25 protein-coding genes are annotated in these 23,081 nt (G+C 67.0%); 17 read left to right on the forward strand and 8 right to left on the reverse strand.

What is annotated here, in order from left to right; all coding sequences use genetic code 11:
- Window positions 1–210 precede the first annotated feature (210 nt).
- From AC1DO7_RS07535 to AC1DO7_RS07590, 12 genes are all read left to right on the forward strand, one after another.
- Window positions 211–735: a flavin reductase family protein gene (locus AC1DO7_RS07535; protein WP_441614698.1), complete on the forward strand. Its 525-nt coding sequence runs from the start codon at window positions 211–213 to the stop codon at window positions 733–735.
- 33 nt (window positions 736–768) lie between these two features.
- Window positions 769–2,253: a 4-hydroxyphenylacetate 3-hydroxylase family protein gene (locus AC1DO7_RS07540; RefSeq protein ID WP_477115956.1), complete on the forward strand. Its 1,485-nt coding sequence runs from the start codon at window positions 769–771 to the stop codon at window positions 2,251–2,253.
- A gap of 58 nt (window positions 2,254–2,311) precedes the next feature.
- A complete protein-coding gene (locus tag AC1DO7_RS07545; RefSeq protein ID WP_441614694.1) occupies window positions 2,312–2,692 on the forward strand; it encodes a cupin domain-containing protein in 381 nt (126 codons plus the stop codon).
- A 2-nt stretch (window positions 2,693–2,694) separates the two neighbouring features.
- The gene (locus AC1DO7_RS07550) at window positions 2,695–4,041 is read left to right on the forward strand and encodes an amidase (RefSeq protein WP_441614692.1); all 1,347 of its coding nucleotides are present in this window, start codon (window positions 2,695–2,697) and stop codon (window positions 4,039–4,041) included.
- 52 nt (window positions 4,042–4,093) lie between these two features.
- Window positions 4,094–5,320 carry an ABC transporter substrate-binding protein gene (locus AC1DO7_RS07555; RefSeq protein WP_441614690.1) on the forward strand — a complete coding sequence of 409 codons (1,227 nt, stop codon included), beginning with the start codon at window positions 4,094–4,096 and terminating at the stop codon, window positions 5,318–5,320.
- A 58-nt stretch (window positions 5,321–5,378) separates the two neighbouring features.
- The gene (locus AC1DO7_RS07560; RefSeq protein ID WP_477115957.1) at window positions 5,379–6,068 is read left to right on the forward strand and encodes a DUF2848 domain-containing protein; all 690 of its coding nucleotides are present in this window, start codon (window positions 5,379–5,381) and stop codon (window positions 6,066–6,068) included.
- Window positions 6,069–6,118: 50 nt separating this feature from the next.
- Window positions 6,119–6,895, forward strand: a complete 777-nt coding sequence (locus tag AC1DO7_RS07565; protein WP_477115958.1) for an ABC transporter ATP-binding protein — start codon at window positions 6,119–6,121, stop codon at window positions 6,893–6,895.
- A gap of 8 nt (window positions 6,896–6,903) precedes the next feature.
- Window positions 6,904–7,623, forward strand: a complete 720-nt coding sequence (locus AC1DO7_RS07570) for an ABC transporter ATP-binding protein (protein ID WP_441614684.1) — start codon at window positions 6,904–6,906, stop codon at window positions 7,621–7,623.
- Window positions 7,624–7,633: 10 nt separating this feature from the next.
- Window positions 7,634–8,518 carry a branched-chain amino acid ABC transporter permease gene (locus AC1DO7_RS07575; RefSeq protein ID WP_441614682.1) on the forward strand — a complete coding sequence of 295 codons (885 nt, stop codon included), beginning with the start codon at window positions 7,634–7,636 and terminating at the stop codon, window positions 8,516–8,518.
- Window positions 8,518–9,528, forward strand: a complete 1,011-nt coding sequence (locus AC1DO7_RS07580; RefSeq protein ID WP_441614680.1) for a branched-chain amino acid ABC transporter permease — start codon at window positions 8,518–8,520, stop codon at window positions 9,526–9,528. Before AC1DO7_RS07575 ends, AC1DO7_RS07580 begins: the two co-directional genes overlap by 1 nt.
- A 206-nt stretch (window positions 9,529–9,734) precedes the next feature.
- The gene (locus tag AC1DO7_RS07585) at window positions 9,735–10,262 is read left to right on the forward strand and encodes a hypothetical protein (protein ID WP_441614678.1); all 528 of its coding nucleotides are present in this window, start codon (window positions 9,735–9,737) and stop codon (window positions 10,260–10,262) included.
- A 118-nt stretch (window positions 10,263–10,380) separates the two neighbouring features.
- Entirely contained in the window at window positions 10,381–11,337 is a 957-nt protein-coding gene (locus tag AC1DO7_RS07590; RefSeq protein ID WP_441614676.1) for a DMT family transporter, read from the forward strand.
- Window positions 11,338–11,378: 41 nt separating this feature from the next.
- Here AC1DO7_RS07590 and AC1DO7_RS07595 read toward each other — a convergent pair whose 3' ends face one another.
- Complete coding sequence (locus tag AC1DO7_RS07595) at window positions 11,379–11,819, reverse strand: GFA family protein (protein WP_441614674.1); 441 nt, start codon at window positions 11,817–11,819, stop codon at window positions 11,379–11,381.
- A gap of 95 nt (window positions 11,820–11,914) precedes the next feature.
- On the reverse strand, window positions 11,915–12,274 hold the full coding sequence (locus AC1DO7_RS07600; protein WP_441614672.1) for a hypothetical protein: 360 nt from the start codon (window positions 12,272–12,274) through the stop codon (window positions 11,915–11,917).
- A 161-nt stretch (window positions 12,275–12,435) separates the two neighbouring features.
- Between AC1DO7_RS07600 and AC1DO7_RS07605 the strand changes: the two genes are divergently transcribed.
- Window positions 12,436–13,110, forward strand: coding sequence for an alpha/beta hydrolase (locus AC1DO7_RS07605; protein WP_441614670.1), 675 nt, complete (start codon window positions 12,436–12,438; stop codon window positions 13,108–13,110).
- 18 nt (window positions 13,111–13,128) lie between these two features.
- On the opposite strand, the gene AC1DO7_RS07610 is transcribed toward AC1DO7_RS07605, so the two are convergent.
- Entirely contained in the window at window positions 13,129–14,667 is a 1,539-nt protein-coding gene (locus AC1DO7_RS07610) for a DHA2 family efflux MFS transporter permease subunit (RefSeq protein ID WP_441614668.1), read from the reverse strand.
- Between the two features lie 123 nt (window positions 14,668–14,790).
- Here AC1DO7_RS07610 and AC1DO7_RS07615 point away from each other — a divergent pair, with 123 nt between their 5' ends.
- Window positions 14,791–15,234, forward strand: coding sequence for a MarR family winged helix-turn-helix transcriptional regulator (locus AC1DO7_RS07615; protein WP_441614666.1), 444 nt, complete (start codon window positions 14,791–14,793; stop codon window positions 15,232–15,234).
- Window positions 15,235–15,315: 81 nt separating this feature from the next.
- Window positions 15,316–15,792 (forward strand): hypothetical protein, encoded by a 477-nt coding sequence (locus AC1DO7_RS07620; RefSeq protein ID WP_441614664.1) that lies wholly within the window; start codon window positions 15,316–15,318, stop codon window positions 15,790–15,792.
- 92 nt (window positions 15,793–15,884) lie between these two features.
- On the opposite strand, the gene AC1DO7_RS07625 is transcribed toward AC1DO7_RS07620, so the two are convergent.
- The 3 genes from AC1DO7_RS07625 to AC1DO7_RS07635 all read right to left on the reverse strand — a co-directional run bounded on the left by AC1DO7_RS07625 (window position 15,885) and on the right by AC1DO7_RS07635 (window position 19,202).
- Window positions 15,885–17,558 (reverse strand): FAD-dependent oxidoreductase, encoded by a 1,674-nt coding sequence (locus AC1DO7_RS07625; RefSeq protein ID WP_441614757.1) that lies wholly within the window; start codon window positions 17,556–17,558, stop codon window positions 15,885–15,887.
- A gap of 184 nt (window positions 17,559–17,742) precedes the next feature.
- The gene (locus AC1DO7_RS07630) at window positions 17,743–18,711 is read right to left on the reverse strand and encodes a LysR family transcriptional regulator (protein ID WP_477115961.1); all 969 of its coding nucleotides are present in this window, start codon (window positions 18,709–18,711) and stop codon (window positions 17,743–17,745) included.
- A 110-nt stretch (window positions 18,712–18,821) separates the two neighbouring features.
- On the reverse strand, window positions 18,822–19,202 hold the full coding sequence (locus AC1DO7_RS07635; RefSeq protein ID WP_441614662.1) for a DUF1484 family protein: 381 nt from the start codon (window positions 19,200–19,202) through the stop codon (window positions 18,822–18,824).
- Window positions 19,203–19,604: 402 nt separating this feature from the next.
- On the opposite strand from AC1DO7_RS07635, the gene AC1DO7_RS07640 reads away from it, so the two are divergent.
- Window positions 19,605–20,636: an isocitrate/isopropylmalate dehydrogenase family protein gene (locus tag AC1DO7_RS07640; RefSeq protein ID WP_441614660.1), complete on the forward strand. Its 1,032-nt coding sequence runs from the start codon at window positions 19,605–19,607 to the stop codon at window positions 20,634–20,636.
- A gap of 38 nt (window positions 20,637–20,674) precedes the next feature.
- On the opposite strand, the gene AC1DO7_RS07645 is transcribed toward AC1DO7_RS07640, so the two are convergent.
- The gene (locus AC1DO7_RS07645; protein WP_441614658.1) at window positions 20,675–21,310 is read right to left on the reverse strand and encodes a 3-oxoacid CoA-transferase subunit B; all 636 of its coding nucleotides are present in this window, start codon (window positions 21,308–21,310) and stop codon (window positions 20,675–20,677) included.
- Window positions 21,307–21,996, reverse strand: a complete 690-nt coding sequence (locus tag AC1DO7_RS07650) for a 3-oxoacid CoA-transferase subunit A (protein WP_441614753.1) — start codon at window positions 21,994–21,996, stop codon at window positions 21,307–21,309. Before AC1DO7_RS07650 ends, AC1DO7_RS07645 begins: the two co-directional genes overlap by 4 nt.
- Before the next feature lie 163 nt (window positions 21,997–22,159).
- Here AC1DO7_RS07650 and AC1DO7_RS07655 point away from each other — a divergent pair, with 163 nt between their 5' ends.
- Entirely contained in the window at window positions 22,160–23,068 is a 909-nt protein-coding gene (locus AC1DO7_RS07655; RefSeq protein WP_441614656.1) for a LysR family transcriptional regulator, read from the forward strand.
- Window positions 23,069–23,081: the final 13 nt, after the last annotated feature.

Raw genomic sequence — 23,081 nt, forward strand, 5'->3', positions numbered from 1 at the left:
CTGCAGTCACCCGAAATCCGGAGACGATCGTCCAGCCCTTGTGCAGCAAGGCTTTGCGGCGCAAATCCGGTCCGCCAGCGTAGCGCGCTCCCGCTCCTCCTAGGGTTTTTACCAACTTGAATAGCAGTGTTGCATAGCATTCAATAACACCTAATTTACAAAGGTAATAAACAAAGCAACAAGGCAACGACAACATGTGTAGGAGTAGCGATGTCTGAGTCATCTGTCGGTACCGGCTTCGACGCCGAAGCGCAGCGCCGCTTCAGGAATGCGCTGGCAATGTTCGCGACGGGCGTGGCGGTGATCACCGCGCCCAGGGAGGAGATGCCGGTCGGCATCACGGTCGCGTCGTTCAACTCGGTTTCCCTCGATCCGCCTCTGGTCCTGTTCTCGGTGGATCGCCGCTGCCTGAGCCTGGCGGACCTATACACGGCGCCGCGCTACGCGGTCAACGTGCTCGCCGAGGCCCAGCAGGATATGTCGAACCGGTTTGCGAAGGCGAACTCCGGGAAGTGGGAAGGCATCGACTATTCGGCGCGCGACAGCCGCGGCCACGTGCTCCTGCCCGACGCCCTGGCCGCCTTCGAATGCGAGCCGTATGCGCAGCATGACGGTGGCGATCACGTGATCTTCATCGGGCGGGTGATCCGCTATCAGGCCCGGCATGACGGCCGGCCCCTGATCTTCTTTGGCGGCAGGTACCGGGCACTCGAGAGCAGCCCGGCAGCCGCCTGAATCCACAGCAAGCAGGCAATCAGGAGAAAAGACATGGTTAAGACCGGAAACCAGCACATCGAGATGCTGCGCGATGGCCGAGAGGTCTATCTGGACGGCAAGCGCGTGACCGACGTCACGAGCCACCCGGCGTTCCGCAACTCGATTCGCAGCTACGCCAATCTCTACGATTTCCAGGCGCGCCCGGAGAACATCGGGAAGATGACGTTCCAGCCCGAGGGCACGCACAAGCGCGTGAGCCGGATCTGGGAATTGCCGACCAGCTACAACGAACTGGTCGAGCGCCGCCAGATGCTGGAGGCCTGGACCGAGCTGCACTACGGCTTCATGGGCCSCTCTCCCGACCACGTCGCCTCCTGCATATCGGGCATGTATATGGGGATCGACGTGTTCGAGCAGGCCGACCCCGCACGCGCCGGCGCCTTGCGCGACTACTACAGGTACGCCCGCGACAACGACCTGTTCCTGACCTACGTCATCGTGAATCCGCAGGCGAACCAGTCCAAGTCGGCACATGAGCAGGAAGACAAGTATCTCGCCGTCGGGATCGTGGACCAGGACGCCGAGGGCATCACGGTCAGGGGCGCGAAGATGCTGGCCACCAGCGGGATCATGGCCAACGAGGTCTTCTGCAGCTGCATCCAGCCGCTGCGCGAGGGCGACGACATGTACGCGCTGTCCTTCGCCGTGCCGATGAACACGAAGGGGCTGAAGGTGATGTCCCGCAAGTCGTACGAGGAGAACGCTACCTCGGTCTTCGACAACCCGCTGGCAAGCCGCTATGACGAGAACGACGCCGTTCTCTACTTCGACGATGTGAAGGTGCCCTGGGAGCGGATCTTCGTCGCGGGCGACGTCGCGATGTGCGCGAAGCAGTTCCATGCCACGCCGGCGCACAGCTACCAGAACTATCAATGCCAGGTTCGCCTGATGGTGAAGCTGCGCTTCCTGGTCGGGATCGCGCTCAAGATCACCGAAGTCAACGGCACGAACAGCTTCCCGCAGGTCAGGGAGATGCTCGGCCAGCTTGCCGCCGAGGCCGGGATGGTCGAAGCGTGGGTCTACGCCATGGAGGCCAAGGGGCAGGTCAACAACAATGGCTACTACATTCCCGATCGCAGCATGCTGTATGGCTCGCAGGTCCTGACCCAGCAGCTCTATGCAAAGGTGCTCGGCACGCTGCGCGAGCTGGCCGGTGGCGGCATGATCATGCTGCCGTCGAGCATCAATGACTTCGCGAATCCCGCGCTGGCGGAAATCATTGCGAAGACGCAGAAGTCGCCCGCCTGCAGCCCCGAGGAGCGGGTCAAGTTCTTCAAGCTGGCATGGGACGCGGTCGGCTCAGAGTTCGCGTCGCGCCACAACCAGTACGAGATGTTCTACGCCGGCGCCTCCTTTGTCACCAAGGGGCATGCCTACCGGACCTACGACTGGAAGGGTGCCGCGAATCTGGTCGACAACATGCTGGGCAGCTATTCCCTCGACGGCGAGTTGGCCCGCCTGGCCCAGGCCGCCTGAGCTGACCTTCAACGCAGTCCCCTTCGCGCTATCCATCACCACACCTACGGAGATCAACATGGCGATCAACAAACTCCACGACGAGTTCCACTCCCTGGACCTTGCATCCGGCTGGGAGGTCCCGCACGGCTATCCCTCGGGCATCCAGCAGAAGATCCTGTCCGGCTCGCTCGACGAGCGCGGCCGCAGCGGCAGCCGTACCCGCCTGCTGCGCTTCCAGCCCGGCGTGTTTACTACCTCGCCGTTCGTTCACGAGTACTGGGAGGAAGTCTATCTCGTGAGCGGCGACCTGACCGTCGGCAACGACGTCAACGGAGAGGGCGGCGAAGCCTTCGCGCCCAACACCTACGCTTGCCGTCCGCCCGGCGCATTCCACGGTCCGTTCAAGTCGGACGGCGGCTGCATGCTGCTGGAAATCCACTACTTCGACCCCGCCTGATCGTGGCCCCGACCCTGGAAGCGACGCTGCACCTGCTGGCGAGCGGTGGCGCAAATGCAAAGTCCTTGCTGGCATCGTGCGTCGAGCGGATCTGCAATCCCGCCGGCGAAGGCGGGCGGGTCTTTCCGCACGGCGTCAGCATGGCGGCGCGAAAGCAGGCCGCGGCCTGCGACATGCTGCGCGAGCAGGGCGTTGCCGGCCCGCTCGCCGGCGTGCCGCTCTCGGTCAAGGATCTGTTCGACGTGCAAGGCGATGTCACGCGGGCCGGCGCCCGCGTGTTGCCGGAAGTGCCTGCCAGCCACGATGCGCTCGCCATCGGGCGCCTGCGGGCGGCGGGTGCCGTCTTCGTCGGTCGCACCAACATGAGCGAATTCGCTTACTCGGGCGTCGGCATCAATCCGCACTATGGCACGCCGCGGAATCCCTTCGACCGCTCCGCGGCACGCATCCCGGGCGGATCGTCCGCCGGGGCCGCGGTCTCGGTCACCGACGGCATGGCTCTTGCCGCGATAGGCTCGGATACCGGCGGGTCCTGCCGCATTCCGGCAGCCCTGTGCGGCATCACCGGTTTCAAGCCCACGGCGAGCCGCGTGCCGTTGCGTGGCACCGTGCCCCTGTCGTCCAGCTACGACTCGGTCGGCTGCCTGGCCAGCACGGTGGCGTGTTGCGCCGCCATCGACGCCGTGATGGCCGGCGAGGACCTGGCTGCGCTGAAGCCGGTGCCGGTGGCAGGCCTGCGCCTGGCGGTACCGGCCGGGCTGGTACTCGAAGGCATGACGGACGAAGTGGCGCAGACGTATAAACGCGCCCTGTGCCGGCTTTCGGCGGCGGGCGCATTGCTGCGGGACGTTTGGTTCGACAGCTGGAACAGTCTTGCCGAAATCGGCGCCGACGGCGGGCTTGTCGCAGCGGAAGCCAGCGCCTGGCATGGCGACCTGATGGCAGCGCATGCCGGGCGCTACGATCCCCGCGTATTGTCGCGCATCCGCCTGGCTGACGGCCAGCGTGCCGCCGACTACCTGCGCATGCTCAAGCGCCGGGCCGCGCTGTGCCGGCAGGCGGACGCGGAACTGACCGGCTTTGACGCCGTGGTCCTGCCCACCGTGCCGATCGTGGCTCCCCGCATCGCCGATCTCGACGATGACGAGGCGTTCTTCAAGACCAATCGGCTGCTACTGCGCAACCCCGCCATCGCCAACATGCTCGACCTGTGTTCGCTGTCCGTTCCTTGCCATCGGCCGGGAGACGCGCCTGTCGGCCTGATGCTGTTCGGCCGCCACCTGGCCGACCGCAGGCTGCTGGCCATCGGCATGGGTGTGGAGAAGGTGCTGCAGCAGGACCGGCGCTAGGCAAGCACCGGCGACGATTCCAGACGCAACGAAAAAACACAGAGGAGACATCATGCCTGCAATGCGTTTCGGTGCGGCCATCCTGGCCAGCGCCACTGTTTGTGCCGCCCCCGTGGGAGCGGCGGAGCCAGCCCGGATCAGCGACGGCGTGGTCAAGATCGGCGTCCTGACCGACATGTCATCGATATTCTCCGATATCGGCGGCAAAGGGTCGGTCGTGGCGGCGCAAATGGCCGTGGAGGATTTCGGGGGCACGGTGCTGGGCGCGCCGGTCCAGGTGGTCCACGCCGATCACCAGAACAAGACGGACGTCGCCGCGACCATCGCCCGCGGCTGGTTCGACAACCAGAAGGTCGACATCATCCAGGACGCGCTGCCGTCGTCGGTGGCGCTGGCGGTGTCCAACCTGGGCAAGGTCAAGCACAAGATCGTCATCGCGAGCGGCGCCGGCACGACCCGGCTGAGCAACGAAGACTGCTCTGCCTATACGATCCAGTATTCGTACGACACCTATGCATTCGCCGCCAACACCGTCAAGGCGCTGACAAAGGGCGGGGACAACAGCTGGTACTTCCTGACCGTCGACTATGCCCTCGGCGCATCGCTCGAGAAGGATGCGACCGACGCGCTGGGCAGCGTCGGCGGCAAGATGGCGGGCAAGGCCAGGCACCCGATCAATTCCGCCGACCTGTCGTCCTACCTGCTCCAGGCCCAGGCGTCCGGCGCGAAGGTGATCGGCCTTGCCAACGCGGGAGCCGACACCGTCAACGCCATCAAGACGGCAAGGGATTTTGGCATCAACGCCACAGGCAAGCAGAAGCTGGCCGGGCTGCACATGTTCATCAGCGACATCCACAGCCTGGGGCTTCCCGCCGCGCAAGGCATGACGCTGACGACCGCGTTCTACTGGGATCGCGACGACGCCACGCGGGCCTGGTCCCAGCGCTTCTTCGAGAAGACGAAGCGGATGCCAACCCTCGTCCAGGCCGGGGTCTATTCCTCGACGATGCACTATCTCAAGGCCGTCCAGGCCGCGCGCAGCGACGACAGCGATGCGGTGCTGGCCAGGATGCGGGAGACGCCCGTCAACGACTTCTTCGCCAGGGACGGCAAGATACGCGCCGATGGCCTGATGGTCCACGACATGTACCTGGTCGAGGTGAAACGGCCGCAAGAGTCCAGGCGGCCGTGGGACTACTACAAGATCAAGAGCGTGATTCCCGCAAGCGAAGCCTTCCGTCCGCTCAGCGCCAGCACCTGCCCGCTCGTCGGCAAATAGGCGTGCCCCCGGCCGGCGCGAGCGCCGGCCAGACCCACCATCCAGGAGACCATTCAGCATGAAAACGCTCACTTTTGATATCGAGAGCCGCCAGGGAAATTCGCAGCGCAGCGTCACGATCCGCCAGCTCGTCGTGGCGGGCTGGACCGGACGGGATGCCGAAGCCATGGAGGCCCACATCCGGGAACTGGAAGCGCTCGGCGTCAGGCGCCCGCCCTACACGCCGGTCTTCTATCGTGTGGCGGCGCAACGCCTGGCTTCGCCGCGGGAGATCCAGGTGAGCGGCGAGGCGAGCAGCGGCGAGGCGGAGTTCCTGCTGGTAAAGGACGCAGGCGAGATCCTGATCGGCATTGSATCGGATCACACCGACCGCGAGGTGGAAACCTATGGCATCACGGTTTCGAAGCAGATGTGCGAGAAACCTTGCTCCGCGGCCCTGTGGCGCCTCGCCGAGGTCGAGGGCCACTGGGACCGGCTGATCTTGCGTTCCTACGCCACCATCGACGGCGAGCGCGTGCTGTATCAGGAGGGCGCGGTGACGGCCATGCGCTCTCCGGCCGATCTGCTGGCGAAGTTCGCCGGGCATGGCGGCGACTTCTCCGACGGTTCGGCGATGCTGTGCGGGACCTTGCCCGCGATAGGCGGGATCCGGGCGGCAGAGCGCTTCGAGATCGAGCTCGACGACCCGGTGCTCCGCCGCACCCTGCGGCATGCGTACGCCATCACGACGCTGCCCATCGCGGGCTGAGCACCGCTTCGGCGGCCATATCTCCAAGGCATACCCATTGTGTCACGGCCATGCACCTAGACGACTTGATACTAGAAACCCGCAACCTGGGAAAAACATTCCGGGGATTCACCGCGGTCAGCGGCGTTGGCCTGCGCGTACGCCGCGGCTCGATCCATGCCCTGATCGGCCCCAACGGCGCGGGCAAGACCACCTGCTTCAATCTGCTCACCAAGTTCCTGGAGCCGACCACCGGCACCATTCTCTTCAACGGTATCGATATCACCCGTGAGCGTCCGGCGCAGATCGCGCGGCGCGGGGTGATTCGCTCGTTCCAGATTTCGGCGGTATTCCCGCACCTGACCGTGCGGGACAACGTGCGCATCGGGCTGCTGCGCCAGCTTGGCACCGCGTACCGGTTCTGGCGCAGCGAACGTTCGCTCAGGGTGCTCGACGACCGCGCGATGGAGCTGCTCGAACAGGTCGGCTTGRCCGAGTTTGCGCAAACCGTGACTGTCAACCTGCCGTATGGCCGCAAGCGCGCGCTGGAGATCGCCACCACGCTGGCGATGGATCCGGAGCTGATGCTGCTTGACGAGCCCACGCAGGGCATGGGCCATGAAGACGTGGACCGCGTGACGCAGCTCATCAGGAAAGTGTCGGCGGGCCGCACCATCCTGATGGTGGAGCACAACATGAACGTGGTCGCATCGATCGCCGACAAGATCACGGTGTTGCAGCGTGGCGCCATCCTGGCCGAGGGCCCGTACGCAGCGGTGTCGACGGACCCGCGCGTGATGGAGGCGTACATGGGCACCGCTGATGCCGAACTGCGGGGCGCGCACTGAGGGAAGACATGACAACATCGAACACACCGGCCCTCGAGATCAGGGACCTGCACGCCTGGTACGGCGAATCCCACATCCTGCACGGGGTGGACCTGAGCGTGAATCGCGGCGAGGTGGTCACGCTGCTGGGTCGCAACGGTGCGGGGCGCACCACGACACTGCGCGCGATCATGGGCCTCACCGGCACGCGCAAGGGCTCGATCCGCGTCGACGGCAATGAAACCATCGGGTTGCCCACACACCGCATTGCGCACTACGGCATTGGCTACTGCCCCGAGGAGCGCGCCATCTTCTCCAGCCTGTCGTGCGGGGAGAACCTGCTGCTGCCGCCGCAACTGAAGGGGCGGCGCGCCGGCATGAGCGAGGCCGAGATCTACGAGATGTTCCCGAACCTGAAGGAGCGCCGCGAGAGCCAGGGCACGCGCATGTCGGGCGGCGAGCAGCAGATGCTGGCGGTCGGGCGCATCTTGCGCACCGGCGCCAACCTGCTGCTGCTCGATGAAATCTCGGAAGGACTCGCGCCGGTGATCGTGCAGGCGCTGGCCCGCATGATCCTGATGCTGAAGACGAGGGGGTACACGGTGGTGATGGTGGAGCAGAACTTCCGCTTTGCCGCGCCGCTGGCGGACCGCTTCTATGTGATGGAGCACGGCAGCATCGTTGAGCGCTTCGCGGCCAATGAGCTGGAAACGAAGATGCCCGTGCTGCATGCACTGCTGGGCGTATAAGGAACGTCGCATGACCATATTCGCTATCCCGCTCCCGGCCCTGCTGTCGCAGTTGATGCTGGGGCTCGTCAACGGCGCCTTCTATGCGATGCTGAGCCTGGGACTGGCCGTGATCTTCGGCCTGCTCAACGTGATCAACTTCGCGCACGGCGCGCTTTTCATGCTCGGCGCGCTGCTGGCATGGGCCGGCATGGAATACGCCGGGCTGAGCTACTGGGTGATGCTGGGGCTGTCGCCGCTGGTGGTGGCGGTGCTGGGTGTCGTCATCGAGAAGACCATGCTGCGCCGGATCTACGAGCTCGACCACATCTATGGCCTGCTGCTGACGCTGGGCATCACGCTCGTGATCGAGGGCGTGTTCCGCGCCGTCTATGGCGTGTCGGGCCTGCCGTACTCGCCGCCGGAAGCGCTGCAAGGCGCCACGGACCTGGGCTTCATGCGCTTGCCAGACTATCGCGTATGGGTGGTGGCCGCATCGCTCGTGGTGTGCCTGGCGACGTGGTTCATCATCGAGAAGACCAGGCTCGGCGCCTACCTGCGCGCCGGTACCGAGAACCCCAGGATGGTGGAGGCCTTCGGCGTCAACGTGCCGCTGATGGTGATGCTGACCTATGGCTTCGGCGTGGCGCTGGCGGCGTTTGCCGGCGTGCTGGCCGCGCCGGTCATGCAGGTATCGCCGCTGATGGGGCAGAACCTGATCATCATCGTGTTCGCCGTCGTGGTGATCGGCGGCATGGGCTCGATCACGGGCTCGATCTTCACCGGGCTCGGGCTCGGCGTGATCGAGGGTTTCACCAAGGTGTTCTATCCAGAGGCATCGTCGACCGTGGTGTTCGTCATCATGGTGATCGTGCTGCTACTGCGCCCGGCAGGGCTGTTCGGGAAGGAGAAATGATGAACGGACAATCCATCGCGGCGATCACACCGCGGCAAGACGCGGCGGCCCGCCGCTTTCCGAAGGGCGCCTTGTATGGCCTGCTGCTGCTGGGCTTGCTGGTGGCGCCGCTGGCCGGCGCCTACCCCGTGTTCGTGCTCAAGGTACTGTGCTTCGCGCTGTTCGCCTGTGCGTTCAACCTGCTGATCGGCTACACCGGGCTGCTGTCCTTCGGGCATGCCGCTTTCTTCGGCGGTGCCGGCTACGCGGCCGGCCACGCCATGAAGGTGTGGGGCGTAAGCCCGGAGACCGGCTTGCTCCTGGGCGCGGGCAGCGCGGCGCTGATCGGCTATGCGGTCGGCTCGCTGGCCATCCGCCGGCAGGGCATCTACTTCTCGATGATCACGCTGGCGCTGGCGCAGATGCTGTACTTCATCTGCCTGCAGACACCCTTCACGGGCGGGGAAGACGGCTTGCAGGGCATTCCGCGCGGCAAGCTGCTTGGCCTGCTGTCGCTGTCCGACGATACGACGCTGTACTACGTGGCCCTGGCGATGATCGTCGCGGCCTTCGCGCTGATCGTTCGCACCGTGCATTCGCCGTTCGGCCAGATCCTCAAGGCGATCCGGGAGAACGAGCCGCGCGCCATCTCGCTCGGCTATGACGTGGACCGCTTCAAGCTGATGGCGTTTGTGCTGTCCGCGGCCTTGTCGGGGCTGGCGGGTTCGATCAAGGCGCTGGTGCTGGGTTTCGAGACGCTCTCCGACGTGCACTGGTCGATGTCGGGCCTGGTGATCCTCATGACCTTGGTGGGCGGGCTTGGCACATTGTCGGGACCGATCATCGGCGCCTTCGTGGTGGTGGCGCTCGAGAACAAGCTGGGCGAGATAGGCAGCTACCTTGGCGCGCTGACCGGTATCGACGGCTTCAACGCCCTTGGCGAATCGGTTTCCATGGTGATGGGCGTGATATTCATTGTGTGCGTCCTGACGTTCCGCAAGGGTATTGTCGGCCGGCTGGGCGAACGATAGGCGGTGGCTGGCGGGCAGCCGCCAGCCCAGTGCTTCGTGGTATCGGTTACCCCCGGGATGGCTTCCCGCGCGCGGCTTCGGGCGGTGTGCCGGCCGATGCTCTATATTGCAGGCAGGAGCGGCCGCCGGCGCCAGCGCGCCAGGGCACCATCGCCCCGCAGCCGGACGCTGCTCCAGGCGTGCCGACCCGGACCAGGATCGAAACCATGAAGACTCCTTCGCAATACCTTGGTGGCTGGCTGTTGTGCGCCGCCGCGGCGGCCGCGCTGCCGGGCTGCAGCGTGCTGCAGCCGGTGGAAACGGCCCAGAAGATGATCGGCGCTCCCGAAGATGCCGTGCGCGGCACCTTCGGCACGCCCACCGACGTGTATCGCCTGGCCGATGGCACCACCCGCTGGATCTACTCCAGGCAGCCGCTCGGCTACCAGGCCTACGCGGCGGATTTCGATGCCGGCGGCAAGCTGACGGACTTCCGGCAGATGCTGACCAACACGGAAATCTACAAGGCCAAGGTCGATACCTGGACCAAGCGCGACGTGGAGGAGCATTTCGGCAAGCCGCGCATGCCACTCCAGTATTTTCCGCTGATGAAGCGCGAGGTCTGGTCCTACCGCTTCCGCCAGGACGGCATGCTCGCCTCGCTGTTCAGTTGCTACTTCGACAGCCAGGGCGTGTTGCGCCAGGTGCAGATCACGGTGGATCCGCTCGGCGGCGACAGCAGCCGCTCCAACTAAGCTGAAGTCTCTGCCGTCCGGCATGCCGGACGGCGTGCAATCCATCCTTCGGCACGCGTTGAAACGTTTCCCGCGCCTGGCTTCCACAATGGAGGCAAGTCCAGCTGCGGAGACAGCCATGCAAGTCACGCCGGCGGCCGATGCGGCCGCCAACCCTGCCAGCGGCCATGCCCGTGGTCCGCACGACCCGCCGCGCACGCGCGGGCGCGCCGCGGACCTGCTGCTCCTGCTGGCGCTGTCCACGCTGTGGGGCGCGTCCTACACCTTCATCCGCATCGGCGTCGCCACGATTCCACCGCTGACCCTGATCGCGGCAAGAACGCTGATCGCCGGCGGGCTTCTCGTCGCGTGGATGGCGGCCACGGGCGTGCCGATGCCGGTCGATGCCATGGTCTGGCGGCGCTTCGCGGTACAGGCCCTGCTCAACAGCGTGGTGCCGTTCACGCTGATCGCCTGGGCCGAGCAGTCGGTGCCGGCCGGGCTGGCCACCATCCTGAACTCGTCTTCGCCGGTCATCGCCGTGCTGGGCACATGGCTCGTCACGCGGCACGAGCGCATCACCGCACGCAAGCTGCTTGGCGTGGCGGCCGGGCTGGCCGGCATCTGCATGATCGTGGGCGCGAGCGCGCTTGGCGGGCTCGGCCAGCAATTGCTGCCGCAGCTGGCCATCGTGGCCGCCACGGTCTGCTATGCCGGCGCGGCGATCTATGGCCGCGGCTTCAAGGACCTGCCGCCGGCCGCGCCGGCCGCCGGTTCGCTGATGGTCGGCGCGGCGCTGCTGGTGCCGGTCAGCGTCGTGGTGGACCGGCCCTGGACGCTGCATCCGTCGATGGCATCGGTGGCGGCCCTGCTGGCGTTGTCGGTGTTCTCCACGGCGCTGGCCTTCGTGATCTATTTCCGCCTGGTGCGCACGCTCGGCCCGGTAGGAACCACCGCGCAGGCCTACCTGCGCGTGCCGGTCGGCGTGGCCATCGGCATGGTGTTCCTCGGCGAGTCGCTGGCGCCCGCCGCATGGATCGGGCTGGCCTGCGTGGTGACGGGCGTGGCCGCCATGACCTTGCCCGGGCGGCGCTAGCAATGATGCCGCGCCGCCCGGGATCCCCGGCGGCGGGCGGCTCAGAAGCCGGCCTTGTGAAGGGGGCCGTCCCAGCCGTCCAGGTACTTGGGCAGATCGTCCGCCACATCCACCACGCGGTGACGGTAGAACAGGTGCATGGCCGGCTGCAGGGCTTCCGGCAACTGGCCGCCGGCCGCCCGCGCGAACAAGCTGTTGGGCACCACCGACATGCCCAGCCGGTTGATGCCGAACAGGGTCTCGCCGCAATGCCGGCAGAACTGGCGCTGCAGCGCGCGCGTGGCATGGTGATACGTGGCGACGTGCTCGGCACCGCGTTGCACCGTCACTTGCGAGGGTTCCCAGGCTGTCGCCGCGAACATCGGCGTTGCATAGAAGTCACGGCAGGCCTGRCAATGGCAGTTGGCTTTCGCGACGGGTTCCCCGGCGATGCGCAGCTCGACCTGGCCGCAAAGGCACGCCAGCGTGGCGGGAATCGGCATGGGCTTGTCTCCTGTCTTGGTAAGGCGATGTGCATTCTACTTGCGGTCGCGCGAGCCTGCTTGGCGGCCCTCGCGCGGCGCCCGTGAACGGCCGCTCAGCCTTGCAGGGCGGCATCCAGCATGGCGCCGGACAGGCCGATCAGCAACGCCAGCGCGGAGGCGATGAACCAGCGCACGGTCTTGCGGTATTCCGGGACCTGGTCGTCCTCGATGCGCAGCGAGCGGAACAGCGCGACGATCTGCAGGCACACGGCAGCCACCAGCGACACCGCCGCGCACAGCGCCTGCGCGCTCCAGTGTCCGGGGCTTTCGAAGCCCCAGAAGCGCCAGAATGCCAGCGAGAAGCCCAGCAATACCGTGATGGCGGTGATGATGCCTTGCCGGTAGCCGGCCGGCACCACCTGTGGCGGCAGTGGCTTGGGCACTGGTGCGGCTGGGGCTTGGGGGGCGCTCATGGGGAGTCCTCCTGATCGGCGGCAGAGAAGCGGTATCCGTGCTGGAGTGAGTATAGGCAGGAGCGGCCCCGGCGCGTCCGCGGGCCGCCGGCATTACAATGCCGGTTCGCGGCGCGGCATCCGCTGCCCGGGCCGCCACATCCATCGAGTTTCGCTTCCCCATGTCTTCGCTTTCTTCCCCTGACAATCCGCTCTGGTTCGATGGCGCCGCCGGCCGCATCGAGGCCCTGGCCAACGCGCCGCAGGGCGCCCCCAAGGGCATCGCGGTGATCGCGCACCCGCATCCGCTGCTCGGCGGCAGCGCCACGCACAAGATACCGGTGGCGCTGGCCAGGCTGTTCGAGGCACGCGGCTACCTGGCAGTGCGCCCTAACTTCCGTGGCGTGGGCGGCACGCAGGGCGGGCACGATACCGGCGAGGGCGAGACGGACGACACCCTGGGCGTGGTGCGGCAGCTCATGCAGGCGCATCCCGGCTTGCCGCTGGCGCTGGCGGGATTCTCGTTCGGGGCTTATGTGCAGACGCGCGTGGCGGGACGGGTGCTGGCATCCGGTGGCCGCGTGGCGAGCCTGGTCCTGGCCGGCATGCCGGCGGGACCGGCACCGGGCGGGCGCAGCTACGACACGCCGGCGGTGCCGGCCGATGCCTTGGTCATCCACGGCGAGCAGGACGCCAACGTGCCGCTGCAGGCGGTGTTCGACTGGGCGCGGCCGCAGGAGTTGCCCGTGGTGGTGGTGCCGGGCGCCAACCATTTCTTCACCGGCAAGCTGCCGGTATTCCAGCGGGCGGTGGCGGAATACCTCGACCGGCAGGCGCGCACGGCCGCCGCCGGCTGACCGGGCCGCCGCGCCGCGTCAATCCATGGCGGCGTGGGCCACGGTGGCATCGTCGGCGTGGCGGGCGGGCTTGATCAGGAGGATCAGCGGCACCACCAGCAGCGTTGCCACGAACATGACCTTGAAGTCGTTGAGGTATGCGATCATCGTGGCCTGCTGGTTGATCGACTGGTTGAGCAAGGCCAGGTCATGGCGCGAGCCGCTGGCCAGCAGCGACTGCATGGCCGGGTTGTAGATGCTCACGTTGGCGGCCAGGTCTGCGTGCGCGACCTGCGTATTGCGCGTCATCAGGGTCTGGATCACGGAGATGCCGATGCTGCTGCCGATATTGCGCATCAGGCTGTAGGTGGCGGTGCCGTCGGCGCGCAACGCCGGCGCCAGGGTGGAGAAGGTCAGCGCGCTCAGCGGCACGAACACCAGCCCCAGCCCGAAGCCCTGGATGACGCCTGGCCACACGATGTCCGAAACCGACAGCACGATGGTGTACTGCATCATCTGCCACAGCGCGAAGGCCGAGATCAGGAAGCCGCACAGCAGCAGCATGCGCGCGTCGATGCGCTTGAGCAGGCGCCCGGCCAGCAGCATGGCCAGCATGGTGCCGGCGCCGCTCGGCGCGGTCACCAGCCCGGTGGTGGCGACGGGGTAGCCCATCAGGTTCTGCAGCATGGGCGGCAGCAGCGCGCGCGTGGCGTACATCACCGCGCCGATCACGAAGATAAAGCAGGCGCCGGTGGCGAAGTTGCGGTCCTTGAGCAGTTCGTAGCGGAAAAAAGAGAGCTTGCCTGCCGTGGCGGTGTGCGCGACAAAGTACAGGAAGGCCAGCGCCGCCACGATGGCCTCCACGCGGATCTCCATCGAGCCGAACCAGTCGAGCTGTTCGCCGCGGTCCAGCATGGCCTGGAACGCGCCGATGGCCAGCCCCAGCGTGATGAAGCCGAAGGCATCGAACCTGACGCTGCGCGCCGGCTCCCGGTTCGGCAGGAACGACAGCACGCCGAACAGCGCGAAGGCTCCGATCGGCACGTTGATGAAGAATACCCAGCGCCAGTTGTAGCTGTCGGTCAGCCAGCCCCCCAGGGTCGGGCCCAGGATGGGTCCCACCATGACGCCCATGCCCCACACCGCCATGGCCTGTCCCTGCTTCTCGCGCGGGTTGATATCGAGCAGGATCGACTGCGACAGCGGCACCAGCGAGGCACCGAAGATCCCCTGCAGCAGGCGCGATGCGACGATCTGCGCCAGCGTCTCGGAGAGCCCGCACAAGGCCGAGGCCACGGTGAAACCGGCGATCGAGATGGCCAGCAGTCGCTTGACGCTGAGCCGGTCGGAAAGCCAGCCGGTGAGYGGCGTGGCGATCGCGGCGGCGACGATATAGGAAGTGAGGACCCAGGTGATCTCGTCCTGCGAGGCGGACAGGCTGCCCTGCATGTGCGGCAGCGCCACGTTGGCAATGGTGCTGTCGAGCGTCTGGATCAGGGTCGCGGCCATGATTGCGATAGTGATCATGGGCCGGTTGAGCGGCGTCTCGACGCGCGCGGGCACCGCTAGGGAAGACATGGTGGGGGCGGCCTGGCAGGATGATAAGCATGCTTATTATACGGCGGCGCCCCGATGTGGCAAGCGCTTACGTCCTCCCCGCGCACTGAAGGGGCGCCGCGCAGATGTTTGTACAATCGCGCCATGGAAACGAAACTCGAAAAGCGCTTTGGCTTCCTGGTCTCGGACGTTGGCCGCCTGTGCGGCAAGCGTTTCGACGACCTGGCGAAGTCCTCGCTCGACCTGACCCGCGCGCAGTGCCATGCGCTTGCCTACCTGAGCCACTACGGCGAAGTGAACCAGGCGCGGCTGGCGGACCTGCTGGAAGTGGCGCCGATCTCCGCCGGCCGCCTGCTGGACCGCATGGAAGAGGGGGGCTGGATCGAGCGCAAGCCCAATCCCGAAGACCGCCGCGAACGCGTGGTGCGCATGACGGCCAAGGCAGAGATGGCGCTGGACAAGGCGCGCCGCGTCGGCGACGAGGTCGCCGCCGAGGCGCTGGCCGGCCTGAGCGCGCAGGACCGGGACCAGCTGATCAGCCTGCTGCAGCGCGTGCGCATCAACCTGGGGACGATTGTCGACCGGTAAAGGGGGCGCCCGGGGGGGCGGCCGCGCGCGCAGCCACCGCAAGCCGCTCAAGTTCTCCGCCCGGGTGCCGATGATCCGGTTATGCCAAACTCTTCGGACAACCTGATCATGTCGAGCATCACCGCGTTTGCCCCTCAGGTAACGCCTTCCGGATCGACTACCCCCGTCAAGGCCGCAGCGGCCGAAGGCCAGGACACCCAGGCCACGGGCGCATCGGCTTCCGCCGCGGGCGGCCACATCTCCGGCCCGGCCGGGCTGGGGGGCGCCAGTGCCAGCGGCGCCAGCAGCGACAGCAGCAGCGGCGAGTCCGACACCGTCAAGGAACTGAAGAAGCAGATCGCCCAGTTGCAGAAGCAACTGGCCGAAGAACTGCGCCAGCTCAAGGCAGTCGAGGCCAGCAAGATGGACCGCGAGGCCAAGACCGCCGCCGTGGGCAACCTCCAGGCCCAGGTCGCCCAGACCTCGGCGTCGCTGCAGACGGCCATGAACGCACTGACCCGGACCCTGCTGGCCGAGAACGGCAACACCTCGGGCTCGATGCTGAATACCACGGCGTAATACCCGCGCCTGCCAGTGCCTGGCGTCCGGCCGCGGGCCGCGCCGGGTCCGCGCCAGGCCTGCGCCAAGCTTGTGCCAGTTCCGGCCGCGGCTCAGCCCGCGAAGTACTCGTGCAAGGACTGCACCGCCACCGCTCCCTCGCCAACCGCGGCGGCAACGCGCTTCACGGAGCCGGCGCGCACGTCGCCAACGGCGAAGATGCCCGGATGGCTTGTCTCCATGGGCTGCGGAGGCCGCTCGAGCCGCCAGAGGGAGGGCGGCACCTGCGAGCCCGTGAGGACGAAGGCCTTCTCGTCCAGCGCCACGCAATCGCCCAGCCACGCCGTACAAGGATCCGCGCCAAGGAACAGGAACACGTGCTCGATGTCCAGCAGCACGGGGTCCTTGCCCCGCGTCACGCACCGCACCTGCCGCAGCCTGGAGTCGCCGATCAGGTCGACGATCTCGGTCTCCGTATGCAGCGTGATGTTGCCGGCGGCTTCGATCCGCTGGATCAGGTAACGCGACATGCTCGCCGCGAGGCCCTTGGCGCGGACCATGACGTGGACGTGGCGCGAGTGTCCCGAGAGGAATACCGCCGCCTGCCCCGCCGAATTCCCGCCACCGACGACGATCACCGCGTCGTCGGAGCAGTAGGTCGCCTCCATGAACGAGGCGTTGTAATAGATCCCCCTTCCTTCGAATTGCGCCAGGTTCTTCAGGGGCGGCTTGCGATACCTCGCGCCCGTGGCGATCACCACCGCGCGCGCGTGAATATCCTCCCCGTTGTCGAGCCGCATGTCGAACGCGGCTTCACCATCGCAGCGCAGCGCTTCCACCTGCACCGGCACGGCCACCTCGACGCCGAATTTCCGCGCCTGCGACAAGCCGCGCCCCGCCAGCGCCCGCCCCGAGATGCCTGTCGGAAAACCGAAGTAGTTCTCGATCTTGGAACTCGTGCCCGCCTGGCCGCCGGGCGCCTTGGCGTCCAGCACGATGACCCGCAGGCCTTCGGACGCGCCATACACCGCGGCGGCCAGGCCGGCGGGGCCCGCGCCGACCACCGCAAGGTCGAAGTGCCTTCCGTGCAGTGCGTCCGGGCTTGAGCCGATCGCGTCGGCCAGCTCGCGGTTGCTCGGATTTCGCAAGACCTCGCCGCGCGGCGTGATGACGGCGGGAATATCCTCGGCGCGGACACTGAACCGGCGCATCAGGTCCTTTGCTTCCTCATGCACTTCGATGTCGAAGTAAGCCGCCGGCTGGCCGTTTCTCGCAAGGAACTCGCGCAGGCGAAGCACGTTGGGACACTGCCGCGAGCCAATCACGATCACGCCGCCACCTGCTTCATCGTCGATGAAGGCGACGCGCCGCAGGATGAACGCGCGCATGACAATCTCGCTGAGGTCGGCTTCGGAAATGACCAGCGTACGCATTGCCTCGGCCTCGATGACGAGCATCTCGCTGTCGCGGTCGGCCTTGACGGTAGCGACCGCGCCTCGCCCGACCAGCGAACCGATATCGCCCGAGAACATGCCGGGGCCGTGCTTGCCGACGACGTGCGAGCCGAGGGCGGTACTGCGTTCGACCTGGACGCCGCCGGAGAGCACGACGAAGGTCCTGACATGGCGGTCGCCCTGCCGGAACAGCACCTCGCCGGCGGGAATGTGGCGCCGCTCTCCATAGCGGCTCATCAGTTGCAGCTGCGCCTGGCTCAGTAGCGGATAGAGCTGGTGCTGGCGGCTGGCGAGTGGCGACGGTGGCAAGTCTTTCGGATCGGCCTTATTCATCACGTCCCCCTCATCCGTCCCGGCGCGCAGCCGTGCGGCCGCGAATCGCGCAGCCCCGAAAGCCGCGGGAGCGACTCCGGCCAGCGCATGCATGGCTCAGACAATATTAGCAGCGTTCTCGCATGGCGAAAGTGCCTGAGGGTGCCCTCGGATCTCGCCGCGCGATCCGCCGTGGCGCATGGCGCTAGCCGGCCTGGCGCCGCGTGCGCCTTGTGGGGCTGGCGGCGCCCGCAACGCCCGCCAGCTGCGACAGCGAATGCTCGGCACCGCGGCTGGCATCGGCCACGAAGTCAATGAAGCGCCTGACCCGTACGGGGATGTGGCTGCGATGCGGGTAGTACATGTAGAGGCCCACATTATTGCTGCTGAAGCGCGACAGCACCGGGACGAGCCTGCCGGTCCCGAGGTCCTCGTGCACCATGTAGGCCGAGAGCTGACCGATCCCGATGCCGGCCCGCACCGCCTCGACCTCCGTCTCGACGTCGTTGAAGGTGGCCACGGCGGGGAATTCCTGGTACACGAGATTGCCGTCCACCTGCAGCTCCCATGGCACCATGCGGCCCGTGACGGGGCGCCTGAACCCTGTGCACTGGTGGTTGGCGAGGTCTTCCAGGCTACCCGGCTCGCCATGCTTTTCCAGGTAGGCCGGGGCGGCACAGATCAGCAGCGGCAGGTCGCACAGCCGCCGGGCCACGAGATTCTGGCCGGGGCTCGTGCCGGCGCGAAATCCGATATCGATCCGTGACTCGACCAGGTCAGTGAACAGGTCGCTCAAGACGATATCGAAGGTGATCCCGGGGTACTGTTCGCGGAATGCCCTGATCAGCGGCACCAGCACGCGGGCGCCAATGGAAGGCGGCGCCGTGAGACGGATCATTCCGTCGTCTTCGCTCTTGCTGCTGCGCACCTGTCCGAGCGCCTCGTCGAGCTGACGCATGCCGGGCTCCGCGAGCTCGAATAGCCGGGCACCCTCGGTGGACAGGCTCATCTTGCGCGTGGTCCGGTGAAAAAGCCGCACGCCCAGTTCTTCCTCCAGGGTGCGAATCGCCTTGYTGACGGCTTGCGGTGTGACGCCGGCCTCCACTGCCGCCTGGTTGAAGCTCTTCGCCCGCACGACGCCAAGAAAGAGAGTGAGTGCCCGGGCCTTGTCCATGATTTGCAACCAGCGGTTGGGAATGAAGCAATGATGGTACGCCTGGCGCAATGGACGCGCCAAACCGATGGCAGCCGGAAGCATCGCGCGCGCCGGCGTGGCGCGCGGTGTCAGATCAATTGCCGGAGTTGTCCCGCTGCTGCTTCCAGCTGATGTCTCAGCAATCTCAGCAGGCAATACATGCCGTAGGCTTCTTCGGATTTCTCGCTTTGCATCTCCGCCAGCGTCATCACGCTGTCCAGCCCCGCGCGGACGCTATCGAGTTCGGCGCAACCGTTGGTCACGCGCTGGCGGATATCCGCGCCCAATACCTCGATCAGGGCAGCCACTTCGGGGACGCGGGGATTGGGCTTGGTGCCGGCGGCGATGGCTGCATCGATCAGTTCCGCGATCAGCTCGCTGTGCTGGCTGATGACGGGCCCGGACAGCAGCGGCGCACTGGCGGCGGCAGCGGTGGCGGGCTTGGAGCTGTTGCGGGCGTTGTGGCGCAATGGTGCCTCCTGGGATAGGGAGGGCCGCTTGCGCTTGTTCCCATGCAAGGGAAGCGGGCCCGGAAAAACTGCCTGGCGATGCTACGCCGTTTCCCCGCTGCTTTGGCGCAGCTTCTGTGTTGTTGCCGCGCCGTTCTTGCGCCGTTCCTGCGCCGTTCTTGCGCCATTCTTGCGCCGTCCCGCACTCCCCGGCACTGCTTCGTGCGATTTGCAGGCAACCCGATCCTGCGATTCTTGACGATCGGGGTGGGGGTGTCAAGCTGATGCCATGTCGGTTTTGTGACGTTTCTGTTGCGGGTCGCGCGGTGGTTGCGGGGGGACGCGCAGCGTCGATGCCGGCAGCGCCGACGGTCGATCCATCACCTATTCTTGTAGATCGCACGCCAACGACAGGACACCCAAATGGTCACCCCGACACCCCAACAAATCCCCGCCACCCTCATCCCCGGCGACGGCATCGGCCCCGAAGTCGTGGAGGCCACCGTCAAGCTGCTCGATGCCCTGGGCGCGCCGTTTTCCTGGGACGTGCAGCAGGCCGGCATGGCGGGCATCGCGCAGGGTGGCGACCCGCTGCCGGAGGCGACGCTGGAGAGCATCCGCCGCACCGGCCTGGCGCTCAAGGGGCCGCTGACCACGCCGGTGGGCGGCGGCTTCCGCTCGGTCAACGTGCGGCTGCGCGAGGCGTTCAACCTCTACGCCAATGTGCGGCCCGCGCGCACGCTGGTGCCGGGGCGCTTCGAGGATATCGACCTGGTGCTGGTACGCGAGAACGTGGGCGGTTTCTACGTGGCGCACGACTACTACATCGGCGTGGGAGACGATCCGCATGCCGTGGCGGTCTCCACCGGCACCAACACGCGCGATGCCTGYCGGCGCATTGCCCGCTTCGCCTTTGAGTACGCGGTGAAGAACCAGCGCAAGAGGATCACCGTGGTGCACAAGGCCAATATCCTCAAGGCGCTGACCGGGATTTTCCTGGAGGCCGCGCGCGAGGTGGCGCAGGACTATGCCGGCCGCGTCGAGATGGACGACCGCATCGTGGATGCCTGCGCGATGCAGCTCGTGCTCGATCCCTGGCAGTTCGACATGCTGCTGTGTACCAACCTGTTCGGCGATATCCTGTCCGACCAGATCGCCGGGCTGGTAGGCGGCCTGGGCATGGCGCCGGGCGCGAACATCGGCGACGCCGCCGCCATCTTCGAAGCGGTGCACGGCTCGGCGCCGGATATCGCCGGCAAAGGCATCGCCAACCCGATCTCGCTGATGCTGGCCGCCGGACTGATGCTCGAGCATGTGGGCCGGCAGGACCTGGCGGTCCGGCTGCGCGGCGCGATCGACCAGGCGCTCAACCAGGACCAGGTCAGGACCGGCGACCTGAAGGGATCGGCCTCGACCCTGCAGTTCACCGAAGCGGTGGTGAAGCGCCTGGGCTGAGTCCACGCGCCGGACCCGCCAGCGCGCCGATACGTGCGTCAGGCCAGCAGCCTTGCCTCGGTCAGCTGTTGCAGCGTGTCGAGGCTCATGCCTTCGGCCATCGCTTCGACCTGCAGGCCATCCGGCGTGACACGCATCACCGCCAGGTCCGTGTAGATGCGCTTCACCACGCCGTGCGCGGTCAGCGGCAGGCTGCAGCGGTGCCTCAGGCGCGGGCGGCCTTCGCGCGTGGTGTGTTCCATCAGCACCCACACCTCGCGCGCGCCGTAGGCAAGCTCCATGGCGCCGCCCACCGCGGGCGGGGTGTTCGGGTCGGCGCGGGTCCAGTTGGCGAGATCGCCGTTCTCGGCGACCTCATACGCGCCGAGGATGGCCAGGTCCAGATGGCCGCCGCGCATCATGGCGAAGCTCAGCGCGGAATCGAAGATCGCCGCGCCCGGGCGCAGCGTCACCGGCTGCTTGCTGGCATTGACGAGTTCCGGATTCTCCTGCCCGGCCGGCGGCCTCGGGCCCAGGTGGAGGATGCCGTTCTCGCTGTGCAGGAAAACCTCGCGGCCGGGCGGGATCATGTCGCCCACCTGCACCGGCAGGCCGATGCCGAGGTTCACGTAGGCCCCGGCGGGAATGTCCTGTGCCGCGCGCTGCGCGACCTGTTCACGGGTCCACCGCATCATTGCGCGCTCCCATTTTGCGTTGCCGCTGCCGTGACGACCACCCGGTGCACGAAGATGCCGGGTGTCACGATCCGTTCCGGGTCCAGGGCGCCGGCCTCGACCATGCCGTCGACCTCGGCCACCACCACGCGCGCGGCCGTGGCCATCACGGGATTGAAGTTGCGCCCGGCCAGTTGATAGTCCAGGTTGCCGAGGCGGTCGGCGTGCCGGCCGCGGATCAGCGCGAAGTCGGCATGCAAGGGCAGCTCCAGCACATGCTGCACGCCCTTGATCTCGCGCGTGTCCTTGCCTTCTGCCAGGATGGTGCCGGCGGTGATGGGGCAGTAGAAGCCGCCCAGACCGGCGCCCGCGCAGCGGATGCGCTCCACCAGCGTGCCCTGGGCCACCAGTTCGAGTTCGATCTCGCCGCGCCGGTAGGCGTCGCGGAAGGCGGTGGCGCCCGCGGTCAGCGGGTAGGAGCAGACCAGCTTGCGCACGCGGCCCGCCTCGATCAGGCTGGCCACGCCCTCGCCGTCGTAGCCGGCATTGTTGGATATCACCGTGAGGTCGCGCGCGCCGTGCGCCAGCACCGCGCCGATCAGGCCACCCGGCAGTCCGGCGCTGCCGAAGCCGCCCACCATCACCGTGGCGCCGTCGTGCAGCCCGTGCAGGGCCTCGCCGCAGCTGCCCACCTGTTTGTTCACCAGTCCCATGCGAGGCTTGCTCCCCATCCGTGCCGCGGCACTCCATGCCGCCAAGGCAGCATCATGCGTCGGGGAGCAGCATAGGTTCAAGTATCGCTTGCTTAATTTTTGATAAGCTAGACTTATGATCATGACGAACTCCGGTGATCCGGAAAAGACGGCGCCAATGAACCTGGAACTCCGCCATTACCGCTATTTCGTCGCGCTGGCCGAAGAACTGCACTTCGGGCGGGCGGCGGAGCGGCTCGGCATTTCGCAGCCGGCGCTGAGCCAGCAGTTCCGCTGGATCGAGCAGGAGGCGGGCGCGCCCCTGCTCTCGCGCAACAAGCGACGCCTGGCGCTGACCGAGGTCGGCACGGTGTTCTACGAGGAGGCCGCCGGCATCCTGCGGCAGGTACGCCAGGCCGAGCTGGCCACCGCCAGCGCCAGCCGGGGCGATGTCGGCAGCGTGTCGATCGGCTACGTGGCATCGGCCGCGTTGTCTGGCCTGCTGCCGGGCCTGGTCCATCGTTTCCGCCAGGAGTATCCCGGCGTCGGCATGTCGATGCGCGAGACCGACGTGCCGGCGCAGCTCGAAGCCGTGGCGCGCGGCGAGCTCGATATCGGCTTCGTGCGGCCGCCGCTGCGCTCCCTGCCGGAAGGCGTGGCGCTGCTCGACATCGCGGCCGAACCGGTGGTGCTGGCCATGCACGCCACCCACCCGCTGGCGCGGCGCGCGCGCATCGACGTGGCGCTGCTGCGCGACGAGACCTTCATTTGCACGCACACGGAACACGGCACCGGCTTCTACGCCATTACGCTGGCCATCTGCGGCCAGGCCGGCTTCCAGCCGCGCGTGGAGGCGCTGTCGCGGCAGATGGCGACCATCATCAGCATGGTGGCGGCGGGCTTCGGCGTGGCGTTCATCCCGGCCTCCATGCGCGCGTTCGCGCCGCCGGACGTGGTATTCAAGCCGCTCGCGCGCAACGATGTGCTGTCCCACCTGGCGGTGATCCATCGCCGCAACGAGCGCTCCCCCGCGGTGCTGCGGCTGCTGGAGCGGTGCCGGCAGCTCAAAGGCCGGCGCCAGAAATGAAAACGGGCCGGGC

The organism is Cupriavidus sp. 05N40 (assembly GCF_056397305.1).

What these genes read in the sequence shown, in the direction of transcription:
- AC1DO7_RS07535 (WP_441614698.1), top strand. Translation starts at nt 211, where the DNA reads ATGTCTGAGTCATCTGTCGGTACCGGCTTCGACGCCGAAGCGCAGCGC.
- AC1DO7_RS07545 (WP_441614694.1), top strand. Translation starts at nt 2,312, where the DNA reads ATGGCGATCAACAAACTCCACGACGAGTTCCACTCCCTGGACCTTGCA.
- AC1DO7_RS07555 (WP_441614690.1), top strand. Translation starts at nt 4,094, where the DNA reads ATGCCTGCAATGCGTTTCGGTGCGGCCATCCTGGCCAGCGCCACTGTT.
- AC1DO7_RS07570 (WP_441614684.1), top strand. Translation starts at nt 6,904, where the DNA reads ATGACAACATCGAACACACCGGCCCTCGAGATCAGGGACCTGCACGCC.
- AC1DO7_RS07575 (WP_441614682.1), top strand. Translation starts at nt 7,634, where the DNA reads ATGACCATATTCGCTATCCCGCTCCCGGCCCTGCTGTCGCAGTTGATG.
- AC1DO7_RS07580 (WP_441614680.1), top strand. Translation starts at nt 8,518, where the DNA reads ATGAACGGACAATCCATCGCGGCGATCACACCGCGGCAAGACGCGGCG.
- AC1DO7_RS07585 (WP_441614678.1), top strand. Translation starts at nt 9,735, where the DNA reads ATGAAGACTCCTTCGCAATACCTTGGTGGCTGGCTGTTGTGCGCCGCC.
- AC1DO7_RS07590 (WP_441614676.1), top strand. Translation starts at nt 10,381, where the DNA reads ATGCAAGTCACGCCGGCGGCCGATGCGGCCGCCAACCCTGCCAGCGGC.
- AC1DO7_RS07600 (WP_441614672.1), bottom strand. Translation starts at nt 12,274, where the DNA reads ATGAGCGCCCCCCAAGCCCCAGCCGCACCAGTGCCCAAGCCACTGCCG.
- AC1DO7_RS07605 (WP_441614670.1), top strand. Translation starts at nt 12,436, where the DNA reads ATGTCTTCGCTTTCTTCCCCTGACAATCCGCTCTGGTTCGATGGCGCC.
- AC1DO7_RS07615 (WP_441614666.1), top strand. Translation starts at nt 14,791, where the DNA reads ATGGAAACGAAACTCGAAAAGCGCTTTGGCTTCCTGGTCTCGGACGTT.
- AC1DO7_RS07620 (WP_441614664.1), top strand. Translation starts at nt 15,316, where the DNA reads ATGCCAAACTCTTCGGACAACCTGATCATGTCGAGCATCACCGCGTTT.
- AC1DO7_RS07625 (WP_441614757.1), bottom strand. Translation starts at nt 17,558, where the DNA reads ATGAATAAGGCCGATCCGAAAGACTTGCCACCGTCGCCACTCGCCAGC.
- AC1DO7_RS07645 (WP_441614658.1), bottom strand. Translation starts at nt 21,310, where the DNA reads ATGATGCGGTGGACCCGTGAACAGGTCGCGCAGCGCGCGGCACAGGAC.
- AC1DO7_RS07655 (WP_441614656.1), top strand. Translation starts at nt 22,160, where the DNA reads ATGAACCTGGAACTCCGCCATTACCGCTATTTCGTCGCGCTGGCCGAA.